35 protein-coding genes are annotated in these 21,766 nt (G+C 44.0%); 25 read left to right on the top strand and 10 right to left on the bottom strand.

Going from position 1 to position 21,766, the window contains the following annotated elements; genetic code table 11:
- Positions 1 to 37: 37 nt before the first annotated feature.
- Positions 38 to 514, bottom strand: a complete 477-nt coding sequence (locus ADS79_RS27060) for a divergent PAP2 family protein (RefSeq protein WP_049741561.1) — start codon at positions 512 to 514, stop codon at positions 38 to 40.
- Positions 515 to 664: 150 nt separating this feature from the next.
- Between ADS79_RS27060 and ADS79_RS27055 the strand changes: the two genes are divergently transcribed.
- The 4 genes from ADS79_RS27055 to ADS79_RS27040 are packed head-to-tail and all read left to right on the top strand — an operon-like array spanning position 665 to position 3,668.
- Positions 665 to 1,036, top strand: a complete 372-nt coding sequence (locus tag ADS79_RS27055) for a DUF309 domain-containing protein (RefSeq protein ID WP_049741560.1) — start codon at positions 665 to 667, stop codon at positions 1,034 to 1,036.
- 55 nt (positions 1,037 to 1,091) lie between these two features.
- Positions 1,092 to 2,591 (top strand): leucyl aminopeptidase, encoded by a 1,500-nt coding sequence (locus tag ADS79_RS27050; protein ID WP_049741559.1) that lies wholly within the window; start codon positions 1,092 to 1,094, stop codon positions 2,589 to 2,591.
- Between the two features lie 22 nt (positions 2,592 to 2,613).
- A complete protein-coding gene (locus ADS79_RS27045) occupies positions 2,614 to 3,045 on the top strand; it encodes a CoA-binding protein (protein ID WP_049741558.1) in 432 nt (143 codons plus the stop codon).
- A gap of 26 nt (positions 3,046 to 3,071) precedes the next feature.
- Entirely contained in the window at positions 3,072 to 3,668 is a 597-nt protein-coding gene (locus tag ADS79_RS27040) for a sulfite oxidase-like oxidoreductase (RefSeq protein ID WP_049741557.1), read from the top strand.
- 31 nt (positions 3,669 to 3,699) lie between these two features.
- Here the strand turns inward: ADS79_RS27040 and ADS79_RS27035 are convergent, their stop codons facing one another.
- Both ADS79_RS27035 and ADS79_RS27030 read right to left on the bottom strand, forming a co-directional pair.
- The gene (locus tag ADS79_RS27035; protein WP_161807322.1) at positions 3,700 to 5,166 is read right to left on the bottom strand and encodes a recombinase family protein; all 1,467 of its coding nucleotides are present in this window, start codon (positions 5,164 to 5,166) and stop codon (positions 3,700 to 3,702) included.
- 122 nt (positions 5,167 to 5,288) lie between these two features.
- Positions 5,289 to 5,513 (bottom strand): helix-turn-helix transcriptional regulator, encoded by a 225-nt coding sequence (locus tag ADS79_RS27030; RefSeq protein WP_049741555.1) that lies wholly within the window; start codon positions 5,511 to 5,513, stop codon positions 5,289 to 5,291.
- 38 nt (positions 5,514 to 5,551) lie between these two features.
- Here ADS79_RS27030 and ADS79_RS36795 point away from each other — a divergent pair, with 38 nt between their 5' ends.
- The gene (locus ADS79_RS36795; protein ID WP_084766091.1) at positions 5,552 to 5,968 is read left to right on the top strand and encodes a helix-turn-helix domain-containing protein; all 417 of its coding nucleotides are present in this window, start codon (positions 5,552 to 5,554) and stop codon (positions 5,966 to 5,968) included.
- 290 nt (positions 5,969 to 6,258) lie between these two features.
- Positions 6,259 to 6,528: a hypothetical protein gene (locus ADS79_RS27020; protein ID WP_049741553.1), complete on the top strand. Its 270-nt coding sequence runs from the start codon at positions 6,259 to 6,261 to the stop codon at positions 6,526 to 6,528.
- 97 nt (positions 6,529 to 6,625) lie between these two features.
- Here ADS79_RS27020 and ADS79_RS27015 read toward each other — a convergent pair whose 3' ends face one another.
- The 4 genes from ADS79_RS27015 to ADS79_RS27000 form a co-directional block, all read right to left on the bottom strand.
- A complete protein-coding gene (locus ADS79_RS27015) occupies positions 6,626 to 7,138 on the bottom strand; it encodes an ImmA/IrrE family metallo-endopeptidase (protein WP_049741552.1) in 513 nt (170 codons plus the stop codon).
- A gap of 69 nt (positions 7,139 to 7,207) precedes the next feature.
- Positions 7,208 to 7,855, bottom strand: coding sequence for a hypothetical protein (locus ADS79_RS27010; protein WP_049741551.1), 648 nt, complete (start codon positions 7,853 to 7,855; stop codon positions 7,208 to 7,210).
- A 2-nt stretch (positions 7,856 to 7,857) separates the two neighbouring features.
- A complete protein-coding gene (locus ADS79_RS27005) occupies positions 7,858 to 8,280 on the bottom strand; it encodes a hypothetical protein (protein WP_049741550.1) in 423 nt (140 codons plus the stop codon).
- A gap of 243 nt (positions 8,281 to 8,523) precedes the next feature.
- A complete protein-coding gene (locus tag ADS79_RS27000; protein ID WP_084766134.1) occupies positions 8,524 to 8,976 on the bottom strand; it encodes a helix-turn-helix domain-containing protein in 453 nt (150 codons plus the stop codon).
- Between the two features lie 157 nt (positions 8,977 to 9,133).
- Between ADS79_RS27000 and ADS79_RS26995 the strand changes: the two genes are divergently transcribed.
- The 13 genes from ADS79_RS26995 (at position 9,134) to ADS79_RS26930 (ending at position 16,907) form a co-directional block, all read left to right on the top strand.
- The gene (locus ADS79_RS26995) at positions 9,134 to 9,391 is read left to right on the top strand and encodes a helix-turn-helix domain-containing protein (protein WP_049741548.1); all 258 of its coding nucleotides are present in this window, start codon (positions 9,134 to 9,136) and stop codon (positions 9,389 to 9,391) included.
- A 14-nt stretch (positions 9,392 to 9,405) separates the two neighbouring features.
- Entirely contained in the window at positions 9,406 to 9,597 is a 192-nt protein-coding gene (locus ADS79_RS26990; RefSeq protein ID WP_049741547.1) for a hypothetical protein, read from the top strand.
- Between the two features lie 15 nt (positions 9,598 to 9,612).
- Positions 9,613 to 9,756, top strand: a complete 144-nt coding sequence (locus ADS79_RS35370; RefSeq protein WP_161807321.1) for a hypothetical protein — start codon at positions 9,613 to 9,615, stop codon at positions 9,754 to 9,756.
- A 379-nt stretch (positions 9,757 to 10,135) separates the two neighbouring features.
- A complete protein-coding gene (locus ADS79_RS26985) occupies positions 10,136 to 10,432 on the top strand; it encodes a hypothetical protein (protein WP_049741546.1) in 297 nt (98 codons plus the stop codon).
- A gap of 103 nt (positions 10,433 to 10,535) precedes the next feature.
- Entirely contained in the window at positions 10,536 to 10,820 is a 285-nt protein-coding gene (locus ADS79_RS26980) for a helix-turn-helix domain-containing protein (RefSeq protein ID WP_307725633.1), read from the top strand.
- Positions 10,821 to 10,836: 16 nt separating this feature from the next.
- A complete protein-coding gene (locus ADS79_RS26975; protein ID WP_049741544.1) occupies positions 10,837 to 11,214 on the top strand; it encodes a hypothetical protein in 378 nt (125 codons plus the stop codon).
- A 52-nt stretch (positions 11,215 to 11,266) separates the two neighbouring features.
- Positions 11,267 to 11,503: a hypothetical protein gene (locus ADS79_RS26970; RefSeq protein WP_049741543.1), complete on the top strand. Its 237-nt coding sequence runs from the start codon at positions 11,267 to 11,269 to the stop codon at positions 11,501 to 11,503.
- A complete protein-coding gene (locus tag ADS79_RS35480) occupies positions 11,490 to 11,759 on the top strand; it encodes a hypothetical protein (protein ID WP_409362429.1) in 270 nt (89 codons plus the stop codon). Before ADS79_RS26970 ends, ADS79_RS35480 begins: the two co-directional genes overlap by 14 nt.
- A 475-nt stretch (positions 11,760 to 12,234) precedes the next feature.
- The gene (locus tag ADS79_RS26955; RefSeq protein WP_049741540.1) at positions 12,235 to 13,104 is read left to right on the top strand and encodes a YqaJ viral recombinase family nuclease; all 870 of its coding nucleotides are present in this window, start codon (positions 12,235 to 12,237) and stop codon (positions 13,102 to 13,104) included.
- Positions 13,104 to 14,048 (top strand): recombinase RecT, encoded by a 945-nt coding sequence (locus ADS79_RS26950; RefSeq protein ID WP_049741539.1) that lies wholly within the window; start codon positions 13,104 to 13,106, stop codon positions 14,046 to 14,048. The genes ADS79_RS26955 and ADS79_RS26950 overlap by 1 nt, the downstream gene beginning before the upstream one ends.
- Before the next feature lie 543 nt (positions 14,049 to 14,591).
- The gene (locus ADS79_RS26940; RefSeq protein ID WP_049741537.1) at positions 14,592 to 15,605 is read left to right on the top strand and encodes a DnaD domain-containing protein; all 1,014 of its coding nucleotides are present in this window, start codon (positions 14,592 to 14,594) and stop codon (positions 15,603 to 15,605) included.
- A 19-nt stretch (positions 15,606 to 15,624) separates the two neighbouring features.
- A complete protein-coding gene (locus ADS79_RS26935) occupies positions 15,625 to 16,353 on the top strand; it encodes a Rha family transcriptional regulator (RefSeq protein WP_141261068.1) in 729 nt (242 codons plus the stop codon).
- Positions 16,354 to 16,370: 17 nt separating this feature from the next.
- Positions 16,371 to 16,907 carry a Holliday junction resolvase RecU gene (locus tag ADS79_RS26930; protein WP_049741535.1) on the top strand — a complete coding sequence of 179 codons (537 nt, stop codon included), beginning with the start codon at positions 16,371 to 16,373 and terminating at the stop codon, positions 16,905 to 16,907.
- A 236-nt stretch (positions 16,908 to 17,143) separates the two neighbouring features.
- On the opposite strand, the gene ADS79_RS26920 is transcribed toward ADS79_RS26930, so the two are convergent.
- Positions 17,144 to 17,362, bottom strand: coding sequence for a hypothetical protein (locus tag ADS79_RS26920; protein WP_049741533.1), 219 nt, complete (start codon positions 17,360 to 17,362; stop codon positions 17,144 to 17,146).
- Positions 17,363 to 17,411: 49 nt separating this feature from the next.
- On the opposite strand from ADS79_RS26920, the gene ADS79_RS26915 reads away from it, so the two are divergent.
- From ADS79_RS26915 to ADS79_RS26905, 3 genes are read left to right on the top strand one after another with little or no spacing between them, the layout of a single operon-like run.
- Complete coding sequence (locus ADS79_RS26915) at positions 17,412 to 17,954, top strand: site-specific integrase (protein ID WP_049741532.1); 543 nt, start codon at positions 17,412 to 17,414, stop codon at positions 17,952 to 17,954.
- A gap of 58 nt (positions 17,955 to 18,012) precedes the next feature.
- Positions 18,013 to 18,834 carry a DNA adenine methylase gene (locus ADS79_RS26910; RefSeq protein ID WP_307725635.1) on the top strand — a complete coding sequence of 274 codons (822 nt, stop codon included), beginning with the start codon at positions 18,013 to 18,015 and terminating at the stop codon, positions 18,832 to 18,834.
- Positions 18,831 to 19,775, top strand: coding sequence for a DNA cytosine methyltransferase (locus ADS79_RS26905; protein ID WP_049741530.1), 945 nt, complete (start codon positions 18,831 to 18,833; stop codon positions 19,773 to 19,775). The genes ADS79_RS26910 and ADS79_RS26905 overlap by 4 nt, the downstream gene beginning before the upstream one ends.
- Here the strand turns inward: ADS79_RS26905 and ADS79_RS26900 are convergent.
- Together ADS79_RS26900 and ADS79_RS26895 are read right to left on the bottom strand one after the other, a co-directional pair.
- On the bottom strand, positions 19,758 to 19,988 hold the full coding sequence (locus tag ADS79_RS26900) for a hypothetical protein (protein WP_049741529.1): 231 nt from the start codon (positions 19,986 to 19,988) through the stop codon (positions 19,758 to 19,760). The two genes, ADS79_RS26905 and ADS79_RS26900, sit on opposite strands and share 18 nt — an antisense overlap.
- Before the next feature lie 156 nt (positions 19,989 to 20,144).
- Positions 20,145 to 20,555: a GNAT family N-acetyltransferase gene (locus ADS79_RS26895; protein WP_049741528.1), complete on the bottom strand. Its 411-nt coding sequence runs from the start codon at positions 20,553 to 20,555 to the stop codon at positions 20,145 to 20,147.
- Between the two features lie 165 nt (positions 20,556 to 20,720).
- Here ADS79_RS26895 and ADS79_RS26890 point away from each other — a divergent pair, with 165 nt between their 5' ends.
- From ADS79_RS26890 to ADS79_RS26880, 3 genes are read left to right on the top strand one after another with little or no spacing between them, the layout of a single operon-like run.
- Positions 20,721 to 20,942: a hypothetical protein gene (locus ADS79_RS26890; protein WP_049741527.1), complete on the top strand. Its 222-nt coding sequence runs from the start codon at positions 20,721 to 20,723 to the stop codon at positions 20,940 to 20,942.
- A gap of 27 nt (positions 20,943 to 20,969) precedes the next feature.
- Positions 20,970 to 21,464: a DNA N-6-adenine-methyltransferase gene (locus ADS79_RS26885; protein WP_049741526.1), complete on the top strand. Its 495-nt coding sequence runs from the start codon at positions 20,970 to 20,972 to the stop codon at positions 21,462 to 21,464.
- Positions 21,465 to 21,502: 38 nt separating this feature from the next.
- The gene (locus ADS79_RS26880) at positions 21,503 to 21,745 is read left to right on the top strand and encodes a hypothetical protein (protein WP_049741525.1); all 243 of its coding nucleotides are present in this window, start codon (positions 21,503 to 21,505) and stop codon (positions 21,743 to 21,745) included.
- Positions 21,746 to 21,766: the final 21 nt, after the last annotated feature.

Here is a 21,766-nt window from a genome sequence, read left to right as displayed (position 1 = left end):
CCCCTGTGGAATAATCCATAGTCAGTTCTTCTCGCTACTAAAAAAACGGATGGACCAATAGGGCGATCATGATTCCCAGCCAACCGCCAATGAGTACCTCGATAGGTTGATGACCGAGCAGTTCTTTCAGCTTTTTTGCTTTTTCCTGGTTGGGACGAACCCTGAATGATTTCATGCCTTCCAGGAGATGATTGAATTCGTCAACCAATTTGTTCAAGACCACTGCTTGCATACCAGCATGGCGGCGCACCCCGGCAGCATCGAACATGACGATTACGCCCAAAATAGCGGAGATGGCAAACATGTTACTGGAAAATCCCTCGCGTAATCCAACGGCGGTGGAAAGAGCTGTCACGGCCGAGGAGTGGGAGCTAGGCATTCCGCCAGTGCTCAGCATCAAGGACCATTGCCAGGTTTTTGTGGCAAAAAAATGCAGAGGAATTTTGATGAATTGGGCAATTCCTATGGCAAGCAGCGCAGCCCATAAGGGGAAGTTTTCAAAAATATCCGCCACGGAAAATCCATTCCTTTCTACTGTACGCTTCTCTAATTTATTGTAACAGAAGGGCGATCTCTTAATCCGTGAAGTTTTCGTTTGGATTTAAAGTCATTGCCAATCTGTGTTACCATGAAGACGAAAGGTGTGAAACGGAGGCGTGCATCCATGGGATATCCCGGGCAGTATCTTCAGTTCATTGAAAAATTCAATGAAGGCGAGTACTACGAATGTCACGATCTGCTGGAAGACATCTGGATGGAAGACAAAACCGACAAGTTTCTGCAAGGCTTACTGCAGTTGTCAGTCGGACTGTACCATCAGGAGTACGGCAATATTAAAGGGGCTCGCTGGATGTTTGGCAACGCACGAAAGTACCTGACCCGTTACGAACCTGTTCATTGGGGGCTGGACGTGTCTGGTGTCCTTCAATACATAGAAGCCTGCGAGAAATCATTGCCGGAGACTGATGTCATTTCGTATGCAGAGGCTAAAGCCATGTCGTTTCCGTCCTTGCGTTTGCATGTAAACACATCGTGATAAACACAAATGTGCCCATAATTGTATCCTATCACAGAGAAAGAGGGAAGAGTATATGGAAGTAACAGTGGAAAAACGATATCAACTTGTAAATATTGCATGTGATGAATTGATTGTCCCCTTATGGAATGGTGAAGAGCTGGCGCAGGTTTACCCGGATCTCGAAGCTGCTTTTGGCGGGACATTGAGTGGCTTGCAAGCGGATAAAGAAATCAGCGGGGAAGCAAAAGCTATCGCTGTTGTCCATGGCATGGGAAAAGTAGCAGCTAAAAAGCTGATGGTAGTCGGTATGGGCGCGCCCGAGAAGTTTGATTTTGTCGCAGCACGTAATGCATGGGGACGTGCAGCGAAAACGGTTGCGTCCAAAGGAGCGGGCAAAACTGTTGTGATCGACTTGCCAACCACAGAGCATCTGGGAGCAGACAGATTGGCGCAAGCGGTTACAGAAGCATTTGGGCTGGCTGAATACAATTATGAGGGCTACCGTCTAAAAGCGAAGCGTGAATCCGATCCAATCGCAGCCGTACGGATTTTAGCAGCAGACGATGCCGTAGAGGTCGTTCAGTCAGGTGTACATGTAGGTAAGGCGCTGGTAACCGGAACGAATATGGCCCGTACGCTGGTGAACGAGCCTGCCAACTATTTGACCCCGTGTGCCTTGAAGGATGCAGCAGTTTCTGTGGCGAAGCGTTATGGCATGGGCATCGAGATACTGGAAAAAGCGAAGCTGGAAGAGCTGGGCATGGGCGGCGTTCTCTCTGTTGCCAAAGGCAGTGAGCTCGAGCCGTATGTGGTTGCGATTAAATATCAAGGAAAAGACTCATGGGACGATGTCATTGGATTGGTTGGCAAAGGGGTTACTTTTGATACAGGCGGAATTTCCATCAAGCCGGTTGCAGGCATGGAGGATATGAAGTCTGATATGGGTGGAGCTGCTGCCATGATCGGTGCTATGGAGGCACTGGGCCAGATGAAGCCAAAAGTAAACGTGCTGATGGTGATCGGAACGGTAGAAAATATGCCTTCTGGAACTGCGTTCCGACCAAGCGATGTCATCACGACGATGAGCGGCAAAACCGTTGAGATCATTACGACTGATGCAGAAGGTCGTCTGGTGCTTGCAGACTGCATCACATACGCCAAGGAGCAAGGGGTTTCGTGTATCGTTGATGCTGCTACCTTGACTGGTGGGATCGTGGTTGCTTTGGGACACTTCTGCTCTGGTGCCATGACCAATGACAAAGCGCTGATGGATGAGCTTTTGGCAGCAGCAGATGTTGCAGGCGAACGCTTGTGGCAGCTCCCGACATTCGATGAGTACCGCAGCCTGAACAAGAGCCGTTTTGCCGATCTGAAAAACTCCGGAGGCCGCTTTGGCCACGGCATCATCGGCGGCGTTTTCCTGCAGGAGTTCGTTGGCGAGACACCGTGGGTGCATCTCGATATCGCAGGTACAGCCTACACATCCAGCACAGGTGATATGCAGCCAGCAGGCGGTACAGGTGTCATGACCCGGACGATTGCCCAGTTTGTAGCGAGCCGCAGCCAATCCTAATTGAAAAAAGGAGAGTTGAATCATGGTCCAAAATCCAAGTAACGAAGCGCGGAAGCAAATCCTGGAGGAGTCCAAAATCATCGCAGTCGTAGGTCTCTCCAACAAACCGGATCGGACCAGCTACATGGTTTCCGCTGCCATGCAAAATGCAGGCTACCGGATTATCCCGGTCAACCCAGTGATTGCGGGTGAGACCGTTTTGGGTGAGAAAGTCTTGTCCAGCCTCTCTGAAATCGATGAGCAGGTAGATATCGTCAATGTGTTCCGCAAAAGCGAGGATATCGTTCCAGTAGCAGAAGACACGCTGAAAATGAAGCACAAGCCAAGAGTATTCTGGATGCAGCAAGGGATCGCAAACGATGAGGCAGCAAAGCTCGTTGGCGACACCGGCATTGAGGTTGTTAACGATATGTGCATCAAAGTCGATCATGCTCTTTTACGTATTGGCAAATAAGCAATTGCTGCGAGGAGTGGGCACATATGTTTTTCAATCAGCAGACAGACACCAAGCGTGACCGAATCCCCCCTAACCAAAAGCAGACGACAGGCTTCCCTGTTTTGCACTATGGAGATGTCCCTGAATATACCGATCTCGGAGCCGAGTGGAGCTTCCGCCTGTTTGGGCTGGTAGAAGAGGAGGTCACACTCTCCTACGAGCAGATGATGGCTCTCCCCAAAGGCGGCACGACCAACGATATTCACTGCGTGACAGGCTGGAGCAAGCTGGATAACGAGTGGGAAGGCATCCCGGTAGAAGAAGTGCTGAAGCTGATCAAAATCAAGCCGGAAGCCAAATATGTGATGCTGCATGCCGAGCATGACTGGACCGTAAACATTCCACTTGCTGACTTCATGAAGGCAGGCAATCTGTTTGCGAGCAAGCATAATGGCGAGGACTTGACTCCTGAGCACGGTTGGCCGCTGCGATTTGTCATCCCGCATCTGTATTTTTGGAAAAGCGCCAAGTGGGTGCGCGGCATCGAATTCATGGAGAAAGACAAGCAAGGCTTTTGGGAAAAGAACGGATATAATATGTACGGTGACCCTTGGAAGTCTCAACGTTTCGCTTGGGATTAACTGGGAATAAAAAGAGGCGGGTGACCGCCTCTTAATTCGTTTCAAACGATATGATCTTGCATGGTACTCTTCGACCAGGTCCACCAACAGCTTCCCCATAAGTATCTATGATGATTCTTTCAAACACGGTTTGCATAATCACTTTCTTATGTTCGAGTTCAAGATGATACCAGCTTTCCTTTATATTTTTTGCAAATGCCATCACATCTTGTTTAGTTAGTTTTGACAATGGTTTTTCCGCAAATGGTTCTGATATGAGTTGCGCTCTCACAATCTCTTCGCGTTCATTTTCTTCTTGCATACGAATTCTGAGGTCATCAAGGTTAATCACATCATTAGCAAAAGCCAATTGCCATTTCTTTTTTCGTTTTTGTATTTCATTTAGTTCACGTTCTAATTGAATATGATCAGGAGATTCTGTAGCGACTTGATTATCGTTAATGATATCGATTTCTTTTTGCCATGAACCATCTATAATAAAATCGATTTGTTCAAGCATGAGTTTTTCAACTGTGTCTTCTGCGATTAATGGTATGTCGCATATTCCTTGAGCAAATCTACCACTACAACGATAAAACCTGTAATTTTGAAGCTTTTGTTTTTTCTCGCCACCTTGGAGTGGACTTCCGCATCGGGCGCATTTTAAGATTCCAGTAAACGGAAAGCATACATTGGTCTTCTCACGATATATTAGGCGTTTCTTAGTAAGGATAGCAACAGCATTGAAATCTTCTTCGGAAATTATAGATTCATGATCTCCATCAATCATGATTTCTTGGTTTGTCTTCTTACCCCCGCCTTGTCTATACATCCATCTCATCTTACCCATATAAACCGGGTTTTCAAGAATGTACCTTACTGTATATCCAGCCCAAAGTGCATCATTTCTAGTCCTGAGACCTTCTTGATTAAAAATTCTACTAATCTCACGCTGTCCTTTAGTTTTATACAACTCGAATATGCGCTTGACTATTGCGGCTTCCGGTTCGTGAATAACCAGCTTTCCATCCTCTAAGCGATATCCATATGGAGGTTCGCCGCCATTCCAACCACCTTTTCTGAAGTTTTTCTCCATCCCCATCTTTACACGCTCTCCAAGGTTTTCACGCTCCCACTGGGCAATCGCAGCAACTAACGTGATGAAGAAACGCCCCATTGCAGACGTGGTGTCATACACTTCAGTAGCTGACTTAAACATTACGCTATGCTTGTCTAGGTGTTCCATAACGCTGTACAAATCGATTACGTTTCGTACCATACGGTCTAATCTATAAATTAGGAGAACATCGAATTTCTTTTGTTCACAATCCTTTAATAATCGTTGCATGGCCGGTCTATGCAAATCTTTGGCACTATACCCATCGTCTATGTAAACCTCGGCCACTTCCCAGCCCTGTGACCGTACATAATCGAGAAGTCGATCCTGTTGTGCGCCTATGGAGTGACCTTCCTTAGCTTGCTCCTCTGTAGAAACGCGGATGTATAAGGCAACGCGCATGACCATCTCAAATCCTTTCGTTGGAAACTATTGGATTTATTAAAAAGGTGAGCATAAATGTTATACTGTGTATGTCGTGATACCACGACAATTTGGTCGCGAGTAGGTAGTAATCCTACTCTTTACCTGCTCTCTTCTTCATCGTAGAAGATTTCATAAAGGGATTCAACCGGACGACCTGTCGCGAACGCCACTTTTAGAGCGGTAGGTAGTGACATCGTTACATACCTTTTCCTGCATATGTCTGCAATGTGGCTTCGAGAAATGCCTGTTTTATCAGCTAAATCTTGTTGGGTCCAGTTCAATTCTTTTAGAATTTCTGGGAGCAGGCATCGACCAATATGCATACGATGCCCTCCATATATACACTTTCCATTATCATACCATGATTTACCTTATACTACTCGATGAGGCAGACACCATGAAAGATACGAATACGAAACTTGGAAACTGCATCCGTCAAAAAAGGTTGAAAAAAGGATTCACTCTCGACCAGCTAAGCATTCGAAGCGGCGTGAATAAGGGACACATCAGCGATATCGAAAATGGAAAGGTTTCTATGAAGTTGGAGACTATGGATGCATTGATTAATGCACTCCAAACTGATTATCGCAATTTATATAATATATACTTGTCAAAAATTGGAACTGTCGAATCATGCAGACAGTTTATATTTCGTTGTATAGAAAGGAATGACCATATCATTGCGAAACGTGGATTGCATAAGCTTTTTTTCATGTCTTCAAAGGGTCGGATCACTACAAACTCAGTTGACGAGCTTGTTATTTTTTTCGACATATAATGTCATAAAATGATTTTTTGTAAGTTATTATGTCGAAAAGTTCGGCTGTATTACAAGTTGTCACGACAATTTGTTAAGCTCCGAACGACAAGTCTCCCATTTTGATGTAAGTTGTTAGAAAACATTGACAACAAAAAGAAGGGATGATAAATTATGACACAAGTAAACTTTCCAACAAAATACATTGCACGGATATACCGGGCAGAATCCCTTCGAAGCACGAAGATAACTTGTTATCGAGGGGTATTCTGCCCTTTTTATTTTTCGTGCTGGAGGGGAGAAGTAACACTATGGTAAAGAGAGATGATCTTAACTTAATTGAAGTAATACGAGATGAGTGCGAGCAATTAAGTATCGATCCTGGAGGCATTAATCACCTCTCATTGTGGAAAAACGTGATATTAAAATACCCTTTGGAAGTGTTGATTGAAATTGATAGAGACATGAACAACAATTTTTTGAGGAGCGATCTACCGGGACTTATGCACCAAGTAGTTAAAGAACGTATTAAATCTCTGGCCACTCAAAATTGTCATGAGTTGACAGTATCTGAGGACTAAATCCGTTTGCTGTACAGGGGCTCGGCTGAGAAGTTAGATAACGAGAGAAAATCTTTACAGCAAATACCGAGCCCGTAACTCATTGAATGCAACCTTTTTAGATATAATGGGCCAAACCTTGGTTATACATTCGACTTAAGAACCGGTCAAAACGCTGCTTGGCGGTGCGCTCAGGAACGCGAAATAGCTGAGAAAGATACATTGGAGCCTCGTAAAGAGTAATTTGGAACGCAAATCCCTCAAACATGTAGAATGGCATGAGCAGATGCTCAGCAAAGTGGTTCGCTTGAGATTCTTGCCACTCGATCATAAGATCAGAGCAATTTGGCTGGATACCTACATGTAAGAGTAAGTGACCAAATTCATGTGCAATTTTTAACCTTTGGACATTGGGATGAAGTGTTTTATCTATCGCCATCAAATACCATCCAGGCCGAGTCGGGTGAGGTTGGATACGACTTCTGCCATTGATATTAATGATTTCGACTCGATAACTTTCGCACATACTGTTTAAGTCGATTTGATCTGGTTTTTGAATACCGTGGAACTGCATTAATGAATACACTTGTTCTTCTAAACGTGTCTGTGGTTGGTAGAGTGCAGTCAGCATGCAATCAGCTCCAAACGTATGTTCTTTTTTGTATAAAAAAGAAATGCCCCAAGGGAGAGCATTAATTAATTATTTAGACTGTGATGTTTGTGAAGGGGTAGAAACTGTTGAGGTAGGCGGTAAACTGGCTTTTAGTGCTGCCCATAAAGCGACTCCAACAGCCAAAATTGCCAGTACAGTGGCAATCCTTCCCCAAAAGTTTGTTGTAACCATCGAATGGACATGCTTAGTGGTAGCATCAATCCGTTCCTCAGCTCGGTTTACTGATTGCTTAATATCCTCAAGTTCAGCTTTTGTTTCAGTTTTTAACTCGGTTATTGTTTGCAAGAGTCTTTCTTCGCGCTCTTTTGCATCGTCGCGTTGTTGTTTGATAGCAGCCAAAATACGCTCCTCACGTTCTTTGGCCTCGTCACGATAACGTTTTTCGTGCTCGTGCATTTCAGCTTGTATGCGTGCATCACGATCACGTACTTCTTGTTTATGGTCACGAATATCTTGATCTAATCGATCGATAAGATATTTAACGGTATTATCATTCATGATATTTGCACCATCCTCTTGTGAGGCTGCGGCTTGCTCAGTAATGCCACTTTTAACCTCATTATAGCCTTTAGGTAGTGCATCATCAATCATGACAGAACTGTAATTTTTTGTTGAATTTTCAGGATACGATTTTCCTTGTCCTGGAATCACAGCGAATTTTCTTCCTGTACTCATATTCATCTTCCTTTTGCATTACGATCGACAACCCTAAAAGTTTGATCTTGAAGCTGTGCACCGTCTAAAGAAGTTTTAATAGTGTAATCCCCAGACATTTGTAATCTTAAGGCACCAATTGTCAGGCCAAAGTGTCCTTGCGCATAATTATTTGCTTTTTCAACTTCTTCAAAAATCTCCTCGGAAGTTTCATATATTATTTCTCCGTTTGGATCGAAGATTTTTACATTTAGAATATTTTCGTTCATAAGGTAAAAATCCAAAAATCCAATTGAAATAACTGCTCTGAGAGTGAAAGGCAAATCTACCTCAAACATAGTAAGCGGATTAAATAAAATAACTTTAGTACCGTCGAAAGTACGTAAAGAATCAGCGTCTTCACTAATGATGATGAATAAAACTTTTTGTTCTTTCACTTTTGACATCTCATCATTCTCCTTAATAAAAAAATGACATGCACACTTAGAATTTGTATGCGTGTCATGGTGTCATTGGTTTACTGTTTCTATATTGTTTCGATTGATTTAACTTGTCTGCTGTTTCGATAACGGCACTTTTGATTAGAGGAATATCAGATGCTTGCTCTGTAAGCGTGGCTACATCTGATTTAAGTACTTTCAACTCATTAAGAATCTATTTGAGAAAATCTTCCACACATAAAATCGCAGTTATTTCTCGTTTTTCTTCTCAATATCCTTTGTTATCTCGAATAAAGACGGAGCTTCCGCAACCTTGATATCATGTGCTTCTCTATGCTTTTTTGCAAGATACCAACTGCGACGTATTTCCTTCTTTTCTTCCTCTGATGCTTGCAGGTATCCGTCTAGGAATAAGAAGTCATCTGGATCATCGACCATTTCCTGTAGCAACTCTTTTGCGCTCTTACTGCTTTGATGTTCGTTCTTATCTGCGGGTAGATTATCTGTACTTCCAGTTATTAAAAATCCAACTGTAACACCGTACATCTCCGCCATTTTTTGTAATGTCTCATTATCAGGTTCAGAATGGTTATTTTCATATTTTGAAATGGTGGAGTAATCGAGCCCAAGTTTTTTGGACACTTGTTCTTGTGTAAGCTTTGCATTTTTTCTTGATTGCTTTAATCGTTGTCCAAAAGACATAGTAATCACCCACTTTCCGACTTTATTATAAGGCATTTGAATAATCTTCAAAAGATATGTGAAAATACTTCAAGTTTTAGTTGACATCTTGAATATACTTCAAGTATTATAAAGTCATAACTTGAATAAACGTCAAGAAAGATGGTGAAGAAATATAATGCCAAATCCACAGGTTCTTGAAAAGTATCGAAAAAAACGAAATCTATCTGTGAAGCAACTAACTGAAAAAATGGGGAAAACTCCAGGCTGGTACTCAAAAATAAAACGGGGTCACTTTAATCTGCCAAGCTACCATATTCCTACAATGGCTGAAGTTCTTGGTGTTAAACCTGATGTACTTGCGAAGGAGTATTTTTCTGAAATCAAACTTGAAGAAACGTCAAGTTTTGGTTTGGAGAAACAAAAACCAGCCTAAAAGGAGTGCTTACAGTGAAAGGTTCATTAGAAGCCTCAATTAATGCACTTGCTGAAATAGTTTTCCTTGGCAAAATACTTGAGGGCATCTACTTGGTACTTCAAGAAATTGAAGACGATCCTACTGCGGCACTACAAAAAGTTGCCGACGATCTGGTGGCTATTGCTAGATTGATCACCGAGAGAATTGGAGAACGAAATATCTAACAGGAGGCGACTGATTTGTCAAAAAGCGAGCGAATTGTCCCTAGTCCACAAGCGACGAAAAAGCTTGTATGCGAAATACTGCCGAAAATCTTGCTAGACCTTCAACGCAAAGGAAAGTACCCATTCCCTTCTGATAAATCGGCTGAAAAGACCGGATGATCAAGGGTTGGTAGATATCACACAACTGCCAAGACTCGACGCTGTATGCAGTTGTGTGATGAAAGCAAGGTGAATGGAAGATGCAGATTGAACCCCAAAAAGTAACTGTAACGGTTGAAGTAAACGGTCGCGAACAGTTACAAGAAGTATTGGCGGAAGCCAGTCAAACTATTGTCAAACTTCAAGAGTAGGAATCAGTCTTGGATCGCGTTATCGCCAAATCAGAGAAGTTGAGGCGCACCACAGGATAGGTACAAATTTTCTAACGAGTTAGTTCTTTTCTTCTCCTGTGACGCTAGTAAAGTGAATATCCGAGCTGCAACTCGGACGTTCAGTCAAACCCCCTTCTAAAAAGACCATACAAAGCGAGGTGATATCAATGTCTGAAAACAATCAAGTGCCGTTTCCCGAACTTGACGAAGCAGTTGAAAAGTACGTAAGCGATCTTGCAGCAAAAAACATCGAGATTATCATGTTGAAAAATGAGGTTACTGCCCTCTCGAATGACCTTTACATAAAAAACGTACTACTTACGGAAGGATCAGAACTGATTAGTTACTCGCAAATATGTTCTGTATCCATGAAGCACTATACACCACTCGCTACCAACCGAATGAGCGAAAGAAGTATCAGGATGTTCGTAGACTTCTTAGATAAAAAGAACACCCCATCGTAAGCAACGAGGGGGAGTCTGGAAGATGAGCTAACTTCATATTACACCGTAGTGAATTACTTGTGTGTTCTCATACTTGCTCTTTTGTTCCGATTTGGAACATTCAATGAATGAAAGGAAGAAAGGAACTATGGAGTTCGGTGCGATTTTGAAAGCGTGCCGGGTACGGTCAAAGATGACCCAAGATCAACTAGCAGAAAAACTGCATATTGCCCGGAGCTGTGTGAGCAAATTGGAATCAGGAAAAAAATTACTCGACGTCCCTACGCTGGTTAAATGGGCAGAAGCTACAAGTTCAAGAGAGGTTGTTGTTGCTTGTTTATACGGTATGGACGGATTGTCAATTCTACAGAACGTTATGGGTATGATGTTCACATTTTGGTTGATCTAGAAAGGAGAGAAGAAAAATGACTGCATATCTGGGGCCAGAAACATTGTCACTGTTGTCAGTTGCAGATCGCGACATCGTACACACAGCTCTGATCGAAGAGGCAAGACGCGATGCACTTACACCTATTGATCTGTTGAAAGATAAAAGATGGATACTCGCAACCAAGTTAAAACGTCAAGAACCAGTCGATGAGGAAGAGCTGGGGTGGATTATCAGATCACTTCGAGAGCGAGCAGACAGAACCGAGCGCAGAGGTATGGCTTTGAATCCGATTTGTGATAGGAGAATTGCGGATAAGGTTACGGAGATTAAACAAGCTCGTGAACAAGCGATGATCAGTAGTATCGAAGCTCGATATAAAGGAAAAACCGCCTGCAGCGAACAGACGGCTTAGAAAAAACTTGTACTGGAAGAATACCACAACTTCATACGGGAGGACAAGTCATATGAAACCATCACATATACGCATCCAAGAGTTGAAAAAGGAAATTGAAAATCTGTCTGCTATGAAAATTGAAGCATTGGCAGAGCATAAAGAGGCTGACGATCTGCAACTTCATTATCGAAATAAGCGTGATGCCGCAGATGTCCGCGTGAATGAATTTCAAGACGAGATCGAATACCGCCTTGTCGAAATTACCGAATTGGAGGAGGGAATGAAAATTGAACGTGCAACTGCTTGATTTTCCTGAACATGTTGAACGGACCGAACCAATACGCCAAAGGCAACAAGAACTACTAGCGTTTGACGTATCCGATGAAGCGTTGGAGAGCGAGATCAAAAAGCTAATGCTCGAGCTGGAGGACATAACGGATGCAGCAGCATCAGAAATACGGAGCGAGCTGAATAGCATTTGGGAGTTCAAGGACGACTATTCTGTTCAAGATAACTGGGGTGCTGTACAAGAGCAGAAAATAGAAATGAAAAAACTTGCATGAATGCGGGCTTCGGCCCTGCTTGCAGAATCAGTTGAACTGGTTTTGCAAGGAGGCTCGAACCTCCCTGGAACAAGAACGCTCCAGAACAATATACAGCGAGGCAAATGGTGGCGCAGTCCTTGGAGCTGCAACAGTCGCGTAGAGGATGGGGCGCGGCAGCCTCGTGACCAAGAAAGGAGGCTAGAATGTGGGACGGCATAGACCTCTCAAACCAAAAAAGCGAAACGATCTGATTGGACAAGTTGGGACACTCAATCACAAGGTCACCATAGTTGATGCGAACGAGAGTTTTCATGGAGTGGATGTTCAGGTACGTGATTTTAGGGGAGAAATATTTTGGACAAGCCTTGAAAACGTCAACCTGGACAACAAAAAAGACCCCGCTGCAACGGAGTCTAGATGTAAAACTTAAAAGATTTAGATTGCTTCTAGCTTAGCGTGATTACCCCTAAAAAACAAGAGGGAGGCAAAGAGCATGCAAGCTTTACGCTTGGTTAACACACTAAACATGCAGCATGCAGACTGGCTTGAGTATCGCCGTTTAGGAATAGGTGGATCTGATGCTGCGGCCATTTGTGGAATGAGCCGATACAAATCCCCTATGGGAGTTTATCTAGAGAAATTAGGTGAGCTACCGCCAGTCGAGGACAATCCAAAAATGAAAGCAGGTCGTAAACTGGAGCCTGTTATCGCTGATTGGTTCGCGGAGGATACCGGATATAAGGTGTGGAGACAAAACGCCATATTCCAACATCCTGAGCATCCCTTCATGCTGGCAAACATTGATCGTTGGTTACCAGGACTAAATGCAGGGTTAGAGTGCAAGAACACGTCCGAATATTGCAAAGACGACTGGTCCGGTACACAGGCTCCTACAGAGTACATTCTCCAATGCAATCATTACATGGCTGTTACAGGTGCAGATAGGTGGTTTATCGTCGTTCTGATTGGAGGATGGGACCTCCAATGGAGAGTGATTGAACGTGATGAAGAGTTAATCAAGAATTTGATCACCATCGAAAAGGGATTCTGGGAAGATCATGTGATGGCAAAAATGCCTCCATCCTTTTCTCATCAGGACACGGAGTACCTCAAGACTACTTTCGCAGAATCAGCTACAGATTCCTCAATTGAGCTCCCAGAGGATGCATATCCGATCATCCAGGAATTACACCGAGCTAGGGCCGATAAAAGCATTGCTGAGCAACGAGAAGAAGCAGCCAAGAACCAAATCAAGGGCTACATGCAAACAAGTGAAAGAGCATACTTTCAGGGGGATCTTTGCTTCACATGGAAAACGGGAAAACGCGGACGTACATTCCGCGTGATTGGAGGCGATGAGTAATGTCGGAATCCAAGACAGTCAATCAGTCGAATTTAGCCGGGCAATTGGCTCAACGTACTATGACAAAAGCTGAAAATTTTAATGCTGTCATCAAAAAGGAGCTTGCCGATAACTTTCAAGCAATAAAATCACTCGTTCCTAAGCATATGACACCAGAGCGTTTAGCGCGTATCACATTAACCGCCATCAGTAGGACGCCATTACTTGCTGAATGCACGCCAGCATCTATTGTAGGAGCAGTTATGAACTGCGCAACCTTGGGGCTTGAGCCTAACCTAATCGGTCATGCCTATCTTGTTCCGTACAAAAATAAGCAAGGCTTCATTGAGTGTCAATTTCAGATCGGATACAAGGGGCAGATCGATTTAATACGACGGACTGGGGACGTATCCAAGATTTATGCAGAGACGGTCTACGAAAATGACTTGTTTATTTACCTCAAAGGAGAGGATAAGCGGCTCCTTCATGTTCCTTTCGATATGTTACCAAACCTTGAGAACTTCACTCCAAATAAAGATGACTTCATGGATATTATGATTGCACAAGCTTTATCGGTAATAAAAGAGCGTGGAGCAAAGGATGAGGGTAAGCCAGTTCGTTATTATGCTGCTTACCACTTAAAAGACAAGGCATTTGACTTTGTGACCATGACAGAAGAACAGTGCCTAAAGCATGCAAATAAACACTCCAAATCAAAATTCAACGGTCAATTAACTGGACCTTGGAAAGATCATCTTCAAAGTATGTGCAAGAAAACGTGCATCAAAGAAATGGCAAAATACATGCCGATTAGCATTGAGGTACAAGAGAAGCTTGCGACTGACGAAGCAGTGCTGAAACTCAGAAAAGACAATGGAATTGAGTCTGACAACATCTTTGATGTGGATTACAAGGTAGTAGAACAGGATCAAGAAGAACCTGAACAAGAGGTAGCTGAGAAATGATAGAACGATGGTTTCCCCTCCCGGACTTGTATCGGCTGTATGACGATCCAGAGACGTTAAAGCGGTTCGCGAAAGCATATATGGCACGGAATTATCCAGGATGGATACCAATCAAGATTAACCAATATAGAGTGCTTGCACAAAGGCAAGGTGATGAAAATGGGCATGTTTGATGAAGTTCGTTCAGTACAGAAACCAAATCATAAGCGTCGTGTGAAGAAGCAAAAAGAACGTGGAAAAATCACTGCTGATGTACTTGAGCAGGTATGGGAACGAGATAAAGCCTGCTGCGTGATTTGCAGGAAGTCAGCAAGGCAAGTTTGGACACTGGAGGCACACCACATCCTATTCAGAAGCCAGGGAGGTACTGGGGAGCCTTGGAACGTTGCGCTGGCATGCGGTCCAGTTACACAAACGGGAACGTGCCACTGGAAGGCTCACAATACGCGAGCTGGTCGACAAGCATTTGTGGAGTATCAACAAAATGTGCTCCTTCCTCTATATCGAGTAGGGGCATCATGACACAGACGGGAGGAGAAATGGATGGCAAGAGCGAGAAATATCAAGCCAGGGTTCTTTAAAAATGAAGACCTGTCAGACCTGACCCCATACACAAGGTTGCTTTTTGTAGGACTTTGGTGTTTGGCTGACCGAGATGGTTTGCTGGAGGATCGCCCCAAAAGAATCAAAGGTGAGCTTTTCCCTTATGAGAATGTAGATATCAACCAATGCCTGCAAGATTTACACGAAGCTGGATTTATTCTCAGGTACGAGGTTGATGGGGAACGATTCATCAGTATTCCAAAATTTTCAAATCATCAAAATCCACATCATAGAGAGGCAATAAGTAAAATACCGAAGCTTGATCAAGACAAGGGCAAGCAACAGGCTGATCCAAATCAAGGCGAGGTAATGCCTAAGAACAGCCTAGGGCTTTCCTCGGAATTTCCCGACCAAGGAGAGGACAAGCCTACTAAAAGCCGTGCTGATTCTCTGATTCCTGATTCTCTGATTCCTGATTCTCTGATTCCTGATTCTCTGATTCCCCTACCACCTATTACTGATTCCAAGGATTCGCACAAAAAAGTTGTGGTAGTCGGTGATAGGGACCTGCATGTTTTCAATAGCGTTATTGACCAGTACAAACACTATTTCAACTTTGACCCTAATCCAACAATCAGGCAGTTGCTACACAGCTATCTCGATGACGGAATACAGACAGACATGATTGCCTGGGTAATGCGCTATGCAGCCGAGAAAGGTAAAGCTTGGGACTATGCCAAAGGCACTCTTGAGAAAATGTTCGTCCAAGGTGTCAGAAACGCTGAACAATCGGAGCAAGCTCACCAAGAGTACCTTCGACAGCAAACAGCTAAGAAAGTAGTTCCTATCAGAGGTAGCCACCCAAGAGAGGATCAACTGCCTGCATCGGTCCAGAAGCAAAAAGAAATGGAGTCATCTGGAGCATTCGAGGCGAAAGGTAAGAAAATTGCTGATGACCCCGAGCTTTCAAAGATGCTTGCTAACTTAAATGGTCAAAGAGCTGCTGGCAAATAAACAACCAAAGGAGGCCATCATGACAAAACTTGTTTTCATAGAGAATGGACGAGCCGTAACAGACAGTCTGACAATCGCAGATGTATTCAATAAGGATCATCGCAATGTGCTACGGGATATAGAGATTCAAATCGAAAAGCTAAACGAAGCTGGCGAGAGACGGTGGGGGGTGCTCAACTTTGAGCAGACCCAGTATCAACACCCACAGAACAAGCAATGGTATCCAAAATTCAACATGACAGAAGATGCTTTTGCACTGATAGCGATGTCATATGTTACACCGGAAGCCATGAAAATGAAGATAATGTTCATTCATGAATTCAAAGCTATGCGGGAGCAGATCACCTCAAACATTGTGCCTTTGGATGAACGAAGAGTGAGGATGGAGCTATTCAAACAAGCTATCGAACATGAACAACGGCTGGACAGTGTAGAGCAAAAGATATTGGAAATCGACTACAAGGTTGAGACACAAATCACCCTGAATAGTCGTGAACAGCGGATTTTACGAAAGGCAGTTCAAAAGCGCGGTATGGAGCTCGCAGAACAAGTAACTTTTCGCCAACTGACAATGGTCCGGGATGGAATCGGAGAGGACATTCAAAAGATTCGATCGCAGTTATTCCGAGAGATCTACCGTGATCTATGGGACCGTTTTGGAGTAAGCAGCTACGCTGACGTTCTCAAGAAGGATTTGGATGCTGCACTGGGATATGTGAGCAATTGGATACCGCGCCAAGTGGCGTAAGAGTGGGGGGGAACGTCATGCAGCTGAAAACGAGCCAAGCCAATCGAGGCAAAGGATTTGAAGACCTTCTGAACTACGCGAATGAACAATATGAACGCGCTAGTGTTGCGCTCATCCATAAGCGGCCTACGCCGATCAAAGCAACCAAGACAAAAGGAAGTCGCATTCTATCAGGGTACTTCGAGGAGAAGTCAACCGTTGATTACGATGGAGTTTACCGTGGACGAGCTGTTTACTTTGAGGCGAAGAGCACCCGAGATCGAACAAGGTTTGACCTTGATAACATCAGCAAACACCAGATTGAGCACTTGGAGAAAACAGAAAAAATGGGTGCTGTATGCTTCCTCTTGATCGAGTTTTCAGCATTAAAAGCAACCTATTTTGTGTCGTTATCCTTCATCCGAATGGCAATGCTCCACGCTCAAAACGGTGGACGTAAAAGCATCCCCATCGAGGACTTTGACGTATATGGATGCCTGGTTACTCAAACGAAAAGAGCTGTACTGGATTATCTAGTCCATGTGGACAAGCTTATCGGCATAGACGCTGCGTAAGAGCAGAGAGGGGAAGTGTGGAAGATGAGCAGAGCAATACGTACCCCAAATAGATATGGTACGGATATGAGAGCAAGAAAAAGAGATGAACACATAAACCCACTTGTGAGTGAGTGTATTACAAGGCCAATGACAGAGGAAGAACGAGCCAGACTAGAATCACTGCCGAAGCCTCAACCAAAAGATAGGATTGTTGGGATTAATATCACGGTTGAGAAAGCGATGCGGAAAACGAGCTACTCCGGGTAGCGTAGCCCGTGACCGTTGAAAAGCTCACGTACATGGTTATAGACACGCACATTCAAGTCAGGAAAAACGATAGCAACTTCGCCGGGAGACAGCTGCAAACGGTCCGATGGCTGCTCAATCAAGTAAGGCACCTCGATAGCATCTAAAGCATCTTTCAGATAGCTAATTTCTCCCCAGTTGACCGAATAGTAAAACGACTTTTCCATACGAAACACACTCCTTTACCACATCATATCGCACCTGGGAGGGTATCGCATGAATATCGTTGAGCCAATCCGTAGAAAGAAGAAGCTAAAGCAGATGAAAAAAGTCTTGAAGTTCCAGTCTGCACGAGATGGGTTCATGTTCGTATTTGGGATAAATACGGGTCTGCGCATCTCGGATATATTACCGTTACGGGTTTGCGATGTAAGAAACAAGAGCCACATTCTGATTGCGGAGAAGAAGACGGGTAAGAGGAAGCAATTCTTGATCAATGACAAGCTGCGGAAAGAAGTTGACAAATATATCAAGTACAAGGATGACAGTGAATTCCTATTTGCTTCAGAACGGACAAGCAAGCCAATTACTAGAGTCAGAGCATACCAAATAATCAATGGTGCAGCGAAGAAAATTGGTCTAACAAGCATCGGGACACACACATTACGCAAAACCTTTGGGTATCACTTCTACCAACGTACGCGGGACATTGCGACTCTCCAAATGATTTTCAATCACTCGCATCCGAGCATCACTCTTCGCTACATCGGAATTAACCAGGACATGATGGATGATGCGGTGGACAAGTTCAGTCTATAGGTAACACAAGCTCAATTAAGTTAAATTGGCATCCAGAAGGGAGGCATTCGAGGTGAAAATGCCACGAATCCTGCACTACCCAGGAAGCAAATGGAATACCGCGCAATGGATTATTGAAAACATGCCAGCGCATGAGACATATCTGGAACCATATTTCGGTAGCGGAGCAGTTCTGTTCAACAAGCCGCGATCACCAATCGAAACAGTGAACGATCTAGATGATGACATAGTTAATCTGTTTGAGGTTATTCGGGATAGGAAAGCGGATTTGGCTGACTTGGTACGATGGACACCCTACTCCCGGGAGGAATATAACCGGGCTTATGAATACTCAGAGGACCCATTAGAACGAGCTCGTAGATTCTTGGCAAGATGTTGGATGGCCAGATGGGTAAAAACCACTCGAAAAACGGATTGGCGTCATGTAATTGACTTTGCAGCACGCCCTTCCTCACCGGCAATTGAGTGGACGACCTTACCAGATAAAATCATTGCTGCAGCAGAGCGCCTTAGTGGAGTGCAGATTGAAAAACAACCAGCGGCGAAGGTTATCACTAGGCATCGACGTTCAAATGTGTTGATTTACTGTGATCCTCCTTACCTATTAGATACCAGGCGAGGCCCGATGTACAAGTATGAAATGACGGTAGACGATCATATTGAACTGCTGGAGGTTCTGGAAAAACATACGGGTCCTGCAATCATATCCGGTTACTCTCATCCTCTCTACGATGAAAAGCTGAAGAAGTGGGAGCGCAAGACAATAGGAGTTACTGCAGAGGCTGGTGTAAGAAGAACGGAAGTAATCTGGATCAATCCAGTGGCAGCAGAGCACGGGCAGCAATCAATTTTCTCGCTGCCGGGGGTGGAAAGTCTATGAGGATGCTATCACTATTCGCTGGCATCGGCGGGATCGATTTAGCAGCTCATTGGGCCGGTATAGAAACGGTAGCGTTCTGTGAGATAGAGCCGTTTTGCCAGCAGGTTTTACAAAAGCATTGGCCAGGAGTGCCAATATTTGATGATGTGAGAACAATCAATAAGCAGCAGCTCATAGAAGAGGGGGTCATAGGTGATGAGCGAGCAATTGACATTATTTGCGGAGGATACCCTTGCCAGCCTTTCAGTAATTCCGGGCAACGCCTTGGCGAAGAAGACGACCGTCACCTCTGGCCAGAAATGCTTAGGCTTATCAGAGAACTCAGGCCCACTTGGGTCCTTGGAGAAAATGTTGATGGACACGTCACTTTGGGACTCGACACTGTGCTTGCTGACATGGACAAAGCGGGTTACACCGCAAGGGCGTTTGTTATTCCAGCTGCAGCCGTCGGTGCCCCGCACCAAAGAAAAAGGGTCTTCGTTGTGGGCTACTCCAAACGCAGCAGACGCAGTTGGGAGCCACGGAGGGGGACAGAGCAGATCACTGCGGACGGACATATCGAATTGGAAGAAGGGGTTTTGGCCGACGCCAAATGCCTCAGACAATCGAGACAGAGGAAACCTATCAAATCCTTGTATAAAACGCCGAATCGAGAAGGGGAAACAAGTGGAACTATCGATGTGCGTTTCAGAAGTAAGTGGTCAATTAAATCCAGAGTGGGTGGAGATCTTAATGGGCTTTCCGATTGGTTGGACAGATTAAAATGGCCGGCAGCCAAAGGAGAAGAACAGCATGACTGGGAGCCACCACGCGTAATTTCAGGTTTGGAGAGTAAAGTCCGGGAAGCACGTTTGAAGGCGCTTGGTAACGCTGTGAATCCTGCTCAAGTGTTCCCGGTGCTTTGGGGGATAAAGCAAATAAGCTTACAGGCTAACGCCTAATTCGGCCCTTATGATTTTAAGCAATTGTCTCGCTGAATCTTCATTAAGCTGAATTGTTTGACTCACCTTTTGGGTAGGACGGTTCTCAGAACCATATGTATTGATTTGGATGTACTTTTGACCATCTTGAACAACGACGTTGTAGTCTGCTTTCACTTCTTCATGAACTCTTGCATTAATAACTCGTTTTTCAAGATTGCGAATGAGTGCCATGTTAACTCTCTCCCAACATTTGTATATAGTTCGATCTTACTACAAATCTTGGGGAAATGTTGGTAATAGATTCACTTAACACAATGCTCAGGGAGATAAGAAACTTGAGGCAAAATAATAAAAACTCCCCCGGGATCGGAGGAGACTTGCATCTTACTATATTGGTGCAACACGAAACATTCCTGTTAAAGCAGGGTACTGCTTAAATTCGTATTTCTCATAAAGTTTCTTACCTTCCGTAGAAGAAAAGAGACCAATGAAAGCTTGGTCGGGAGCATTCTCTTTTAGATAGGACATGAGTTTGTCCATAATCATTGTACCAATCCCCATTTTTTGAAACGTCGGAAGTACAACAATATCTTGAAGGTAAAAATAAATGTACCCATCGCCGATAATTCGGCCCATACCAATTATTTTACTTTCGAAGAGTACAACAACTGAATACAAAGAATTTTCAAGTGAGTCTTGGATCACTTTGAAATTCATCATCTTTTCCCAACCAACTGAAACGCACAATTGATGAAACTCTTCATGAGTAGGGGTTCGTTCTTTAATCTCAAATGACATATAACTCCTCGCTTTCAATTTTTCTATGTCTGAGGATATAACTTCATTTGAGACACCCCCTAAGTGTTGATTATCAAAATATTACCATTTTCCGCTTTATAAACTCAAGTATTTGGACTCTCATAAAGAGCAATTTATCAAAATGTGTAGGGAGGAAATAGGGATATGAAAGTTTGGAGTAGCTTCTCCAGCGAGTCGCGCAAATGTCGTGGTTGCGATGTGAAAACCGGAAATTACAAGGTATACGATCAATCAGAAATTGCAATTCGCATTCCATTGTGTGATGACTGCTACGGAAAAGTGGATGTAGAAAAGCTGAGCAAGCCGTTTTTAACAACGTTGAGAAAAGCAATCGGCATCCAAGTGAATGGGGATTTATCACAATAGTTAGGGAAGAAAGGGGGCGAGATCCTAATGTCCAAAACGAATTTCAACCAAGGTGTCTTCTTTAATCCAGAAACGGTTACGAATGTTTGGGAAACGCCCCAGGACCTGTTCGATAAGTTGAATGAAATATTTCGCTTCACCACTGACGTTTGCGCGCTACCGGATAATGCAAAATGCCCGCAGTTTTTCACACCGGATCAGGACGGACTAAAGCAGGAATGGACAGGAACCTGCTGGATGAACCCACCTTACGGCAGAGAGATCAGCAAGTGGGTTCAGAAAGCATACGAGGCAGCGCAGCAGGGTGCCACGGTGGTTTGCCTGGTACCAGCGAGAACGTGCTCAGAATGGTGGCACAGGTACTGCATGCAGGGAGAAATTTGGTTCATAAGGCATCGGTTGAAGTTTGGCGGCAGTAAGATTAACGCGCCATTTCCGAATGCAGTCGTGATCTTTAGAGCAGGAACAGACGGTCATTCATACAAAGCAATCGACAGGCATGGGAACTTTATCTCAGCTTGATTTAACACTTCGGTAATTTTGATTAGAAGGAGGGATAGATGGTGATAGCAGTAAACATGAATGAACGGTGCAGCGTGCGGTTGACGGGATATGGGATGGAAGTGCTTAAGATGCATTACGGGCGGTTCATAAGCGGAAAGGAACTTGAAACTCAAATTTCTCCTGATCCACTTGGATATAACTACTTTCAGCTATGGGAAATAATGCAGATTTTCGGGGCATCAATGTTTAACGGAATGAATGAAGTTCCGTTCGAAGACAACGTATTCTATTTCAATTAGCAAACACTTTATCACATCACA

It is taken from the genome of Brevibacillus reuszeri (genome assembly GCF_001187725.1).
Lineage (GTDB): Bacteria > Bacillota > Bacilli > Brevibacillales > Brevibacillaceae > Brevibacillus > Brevibacillus reuszeri.
This window is presented reverse-complemented; position numbering and strand designations above follow the sequence as displayed.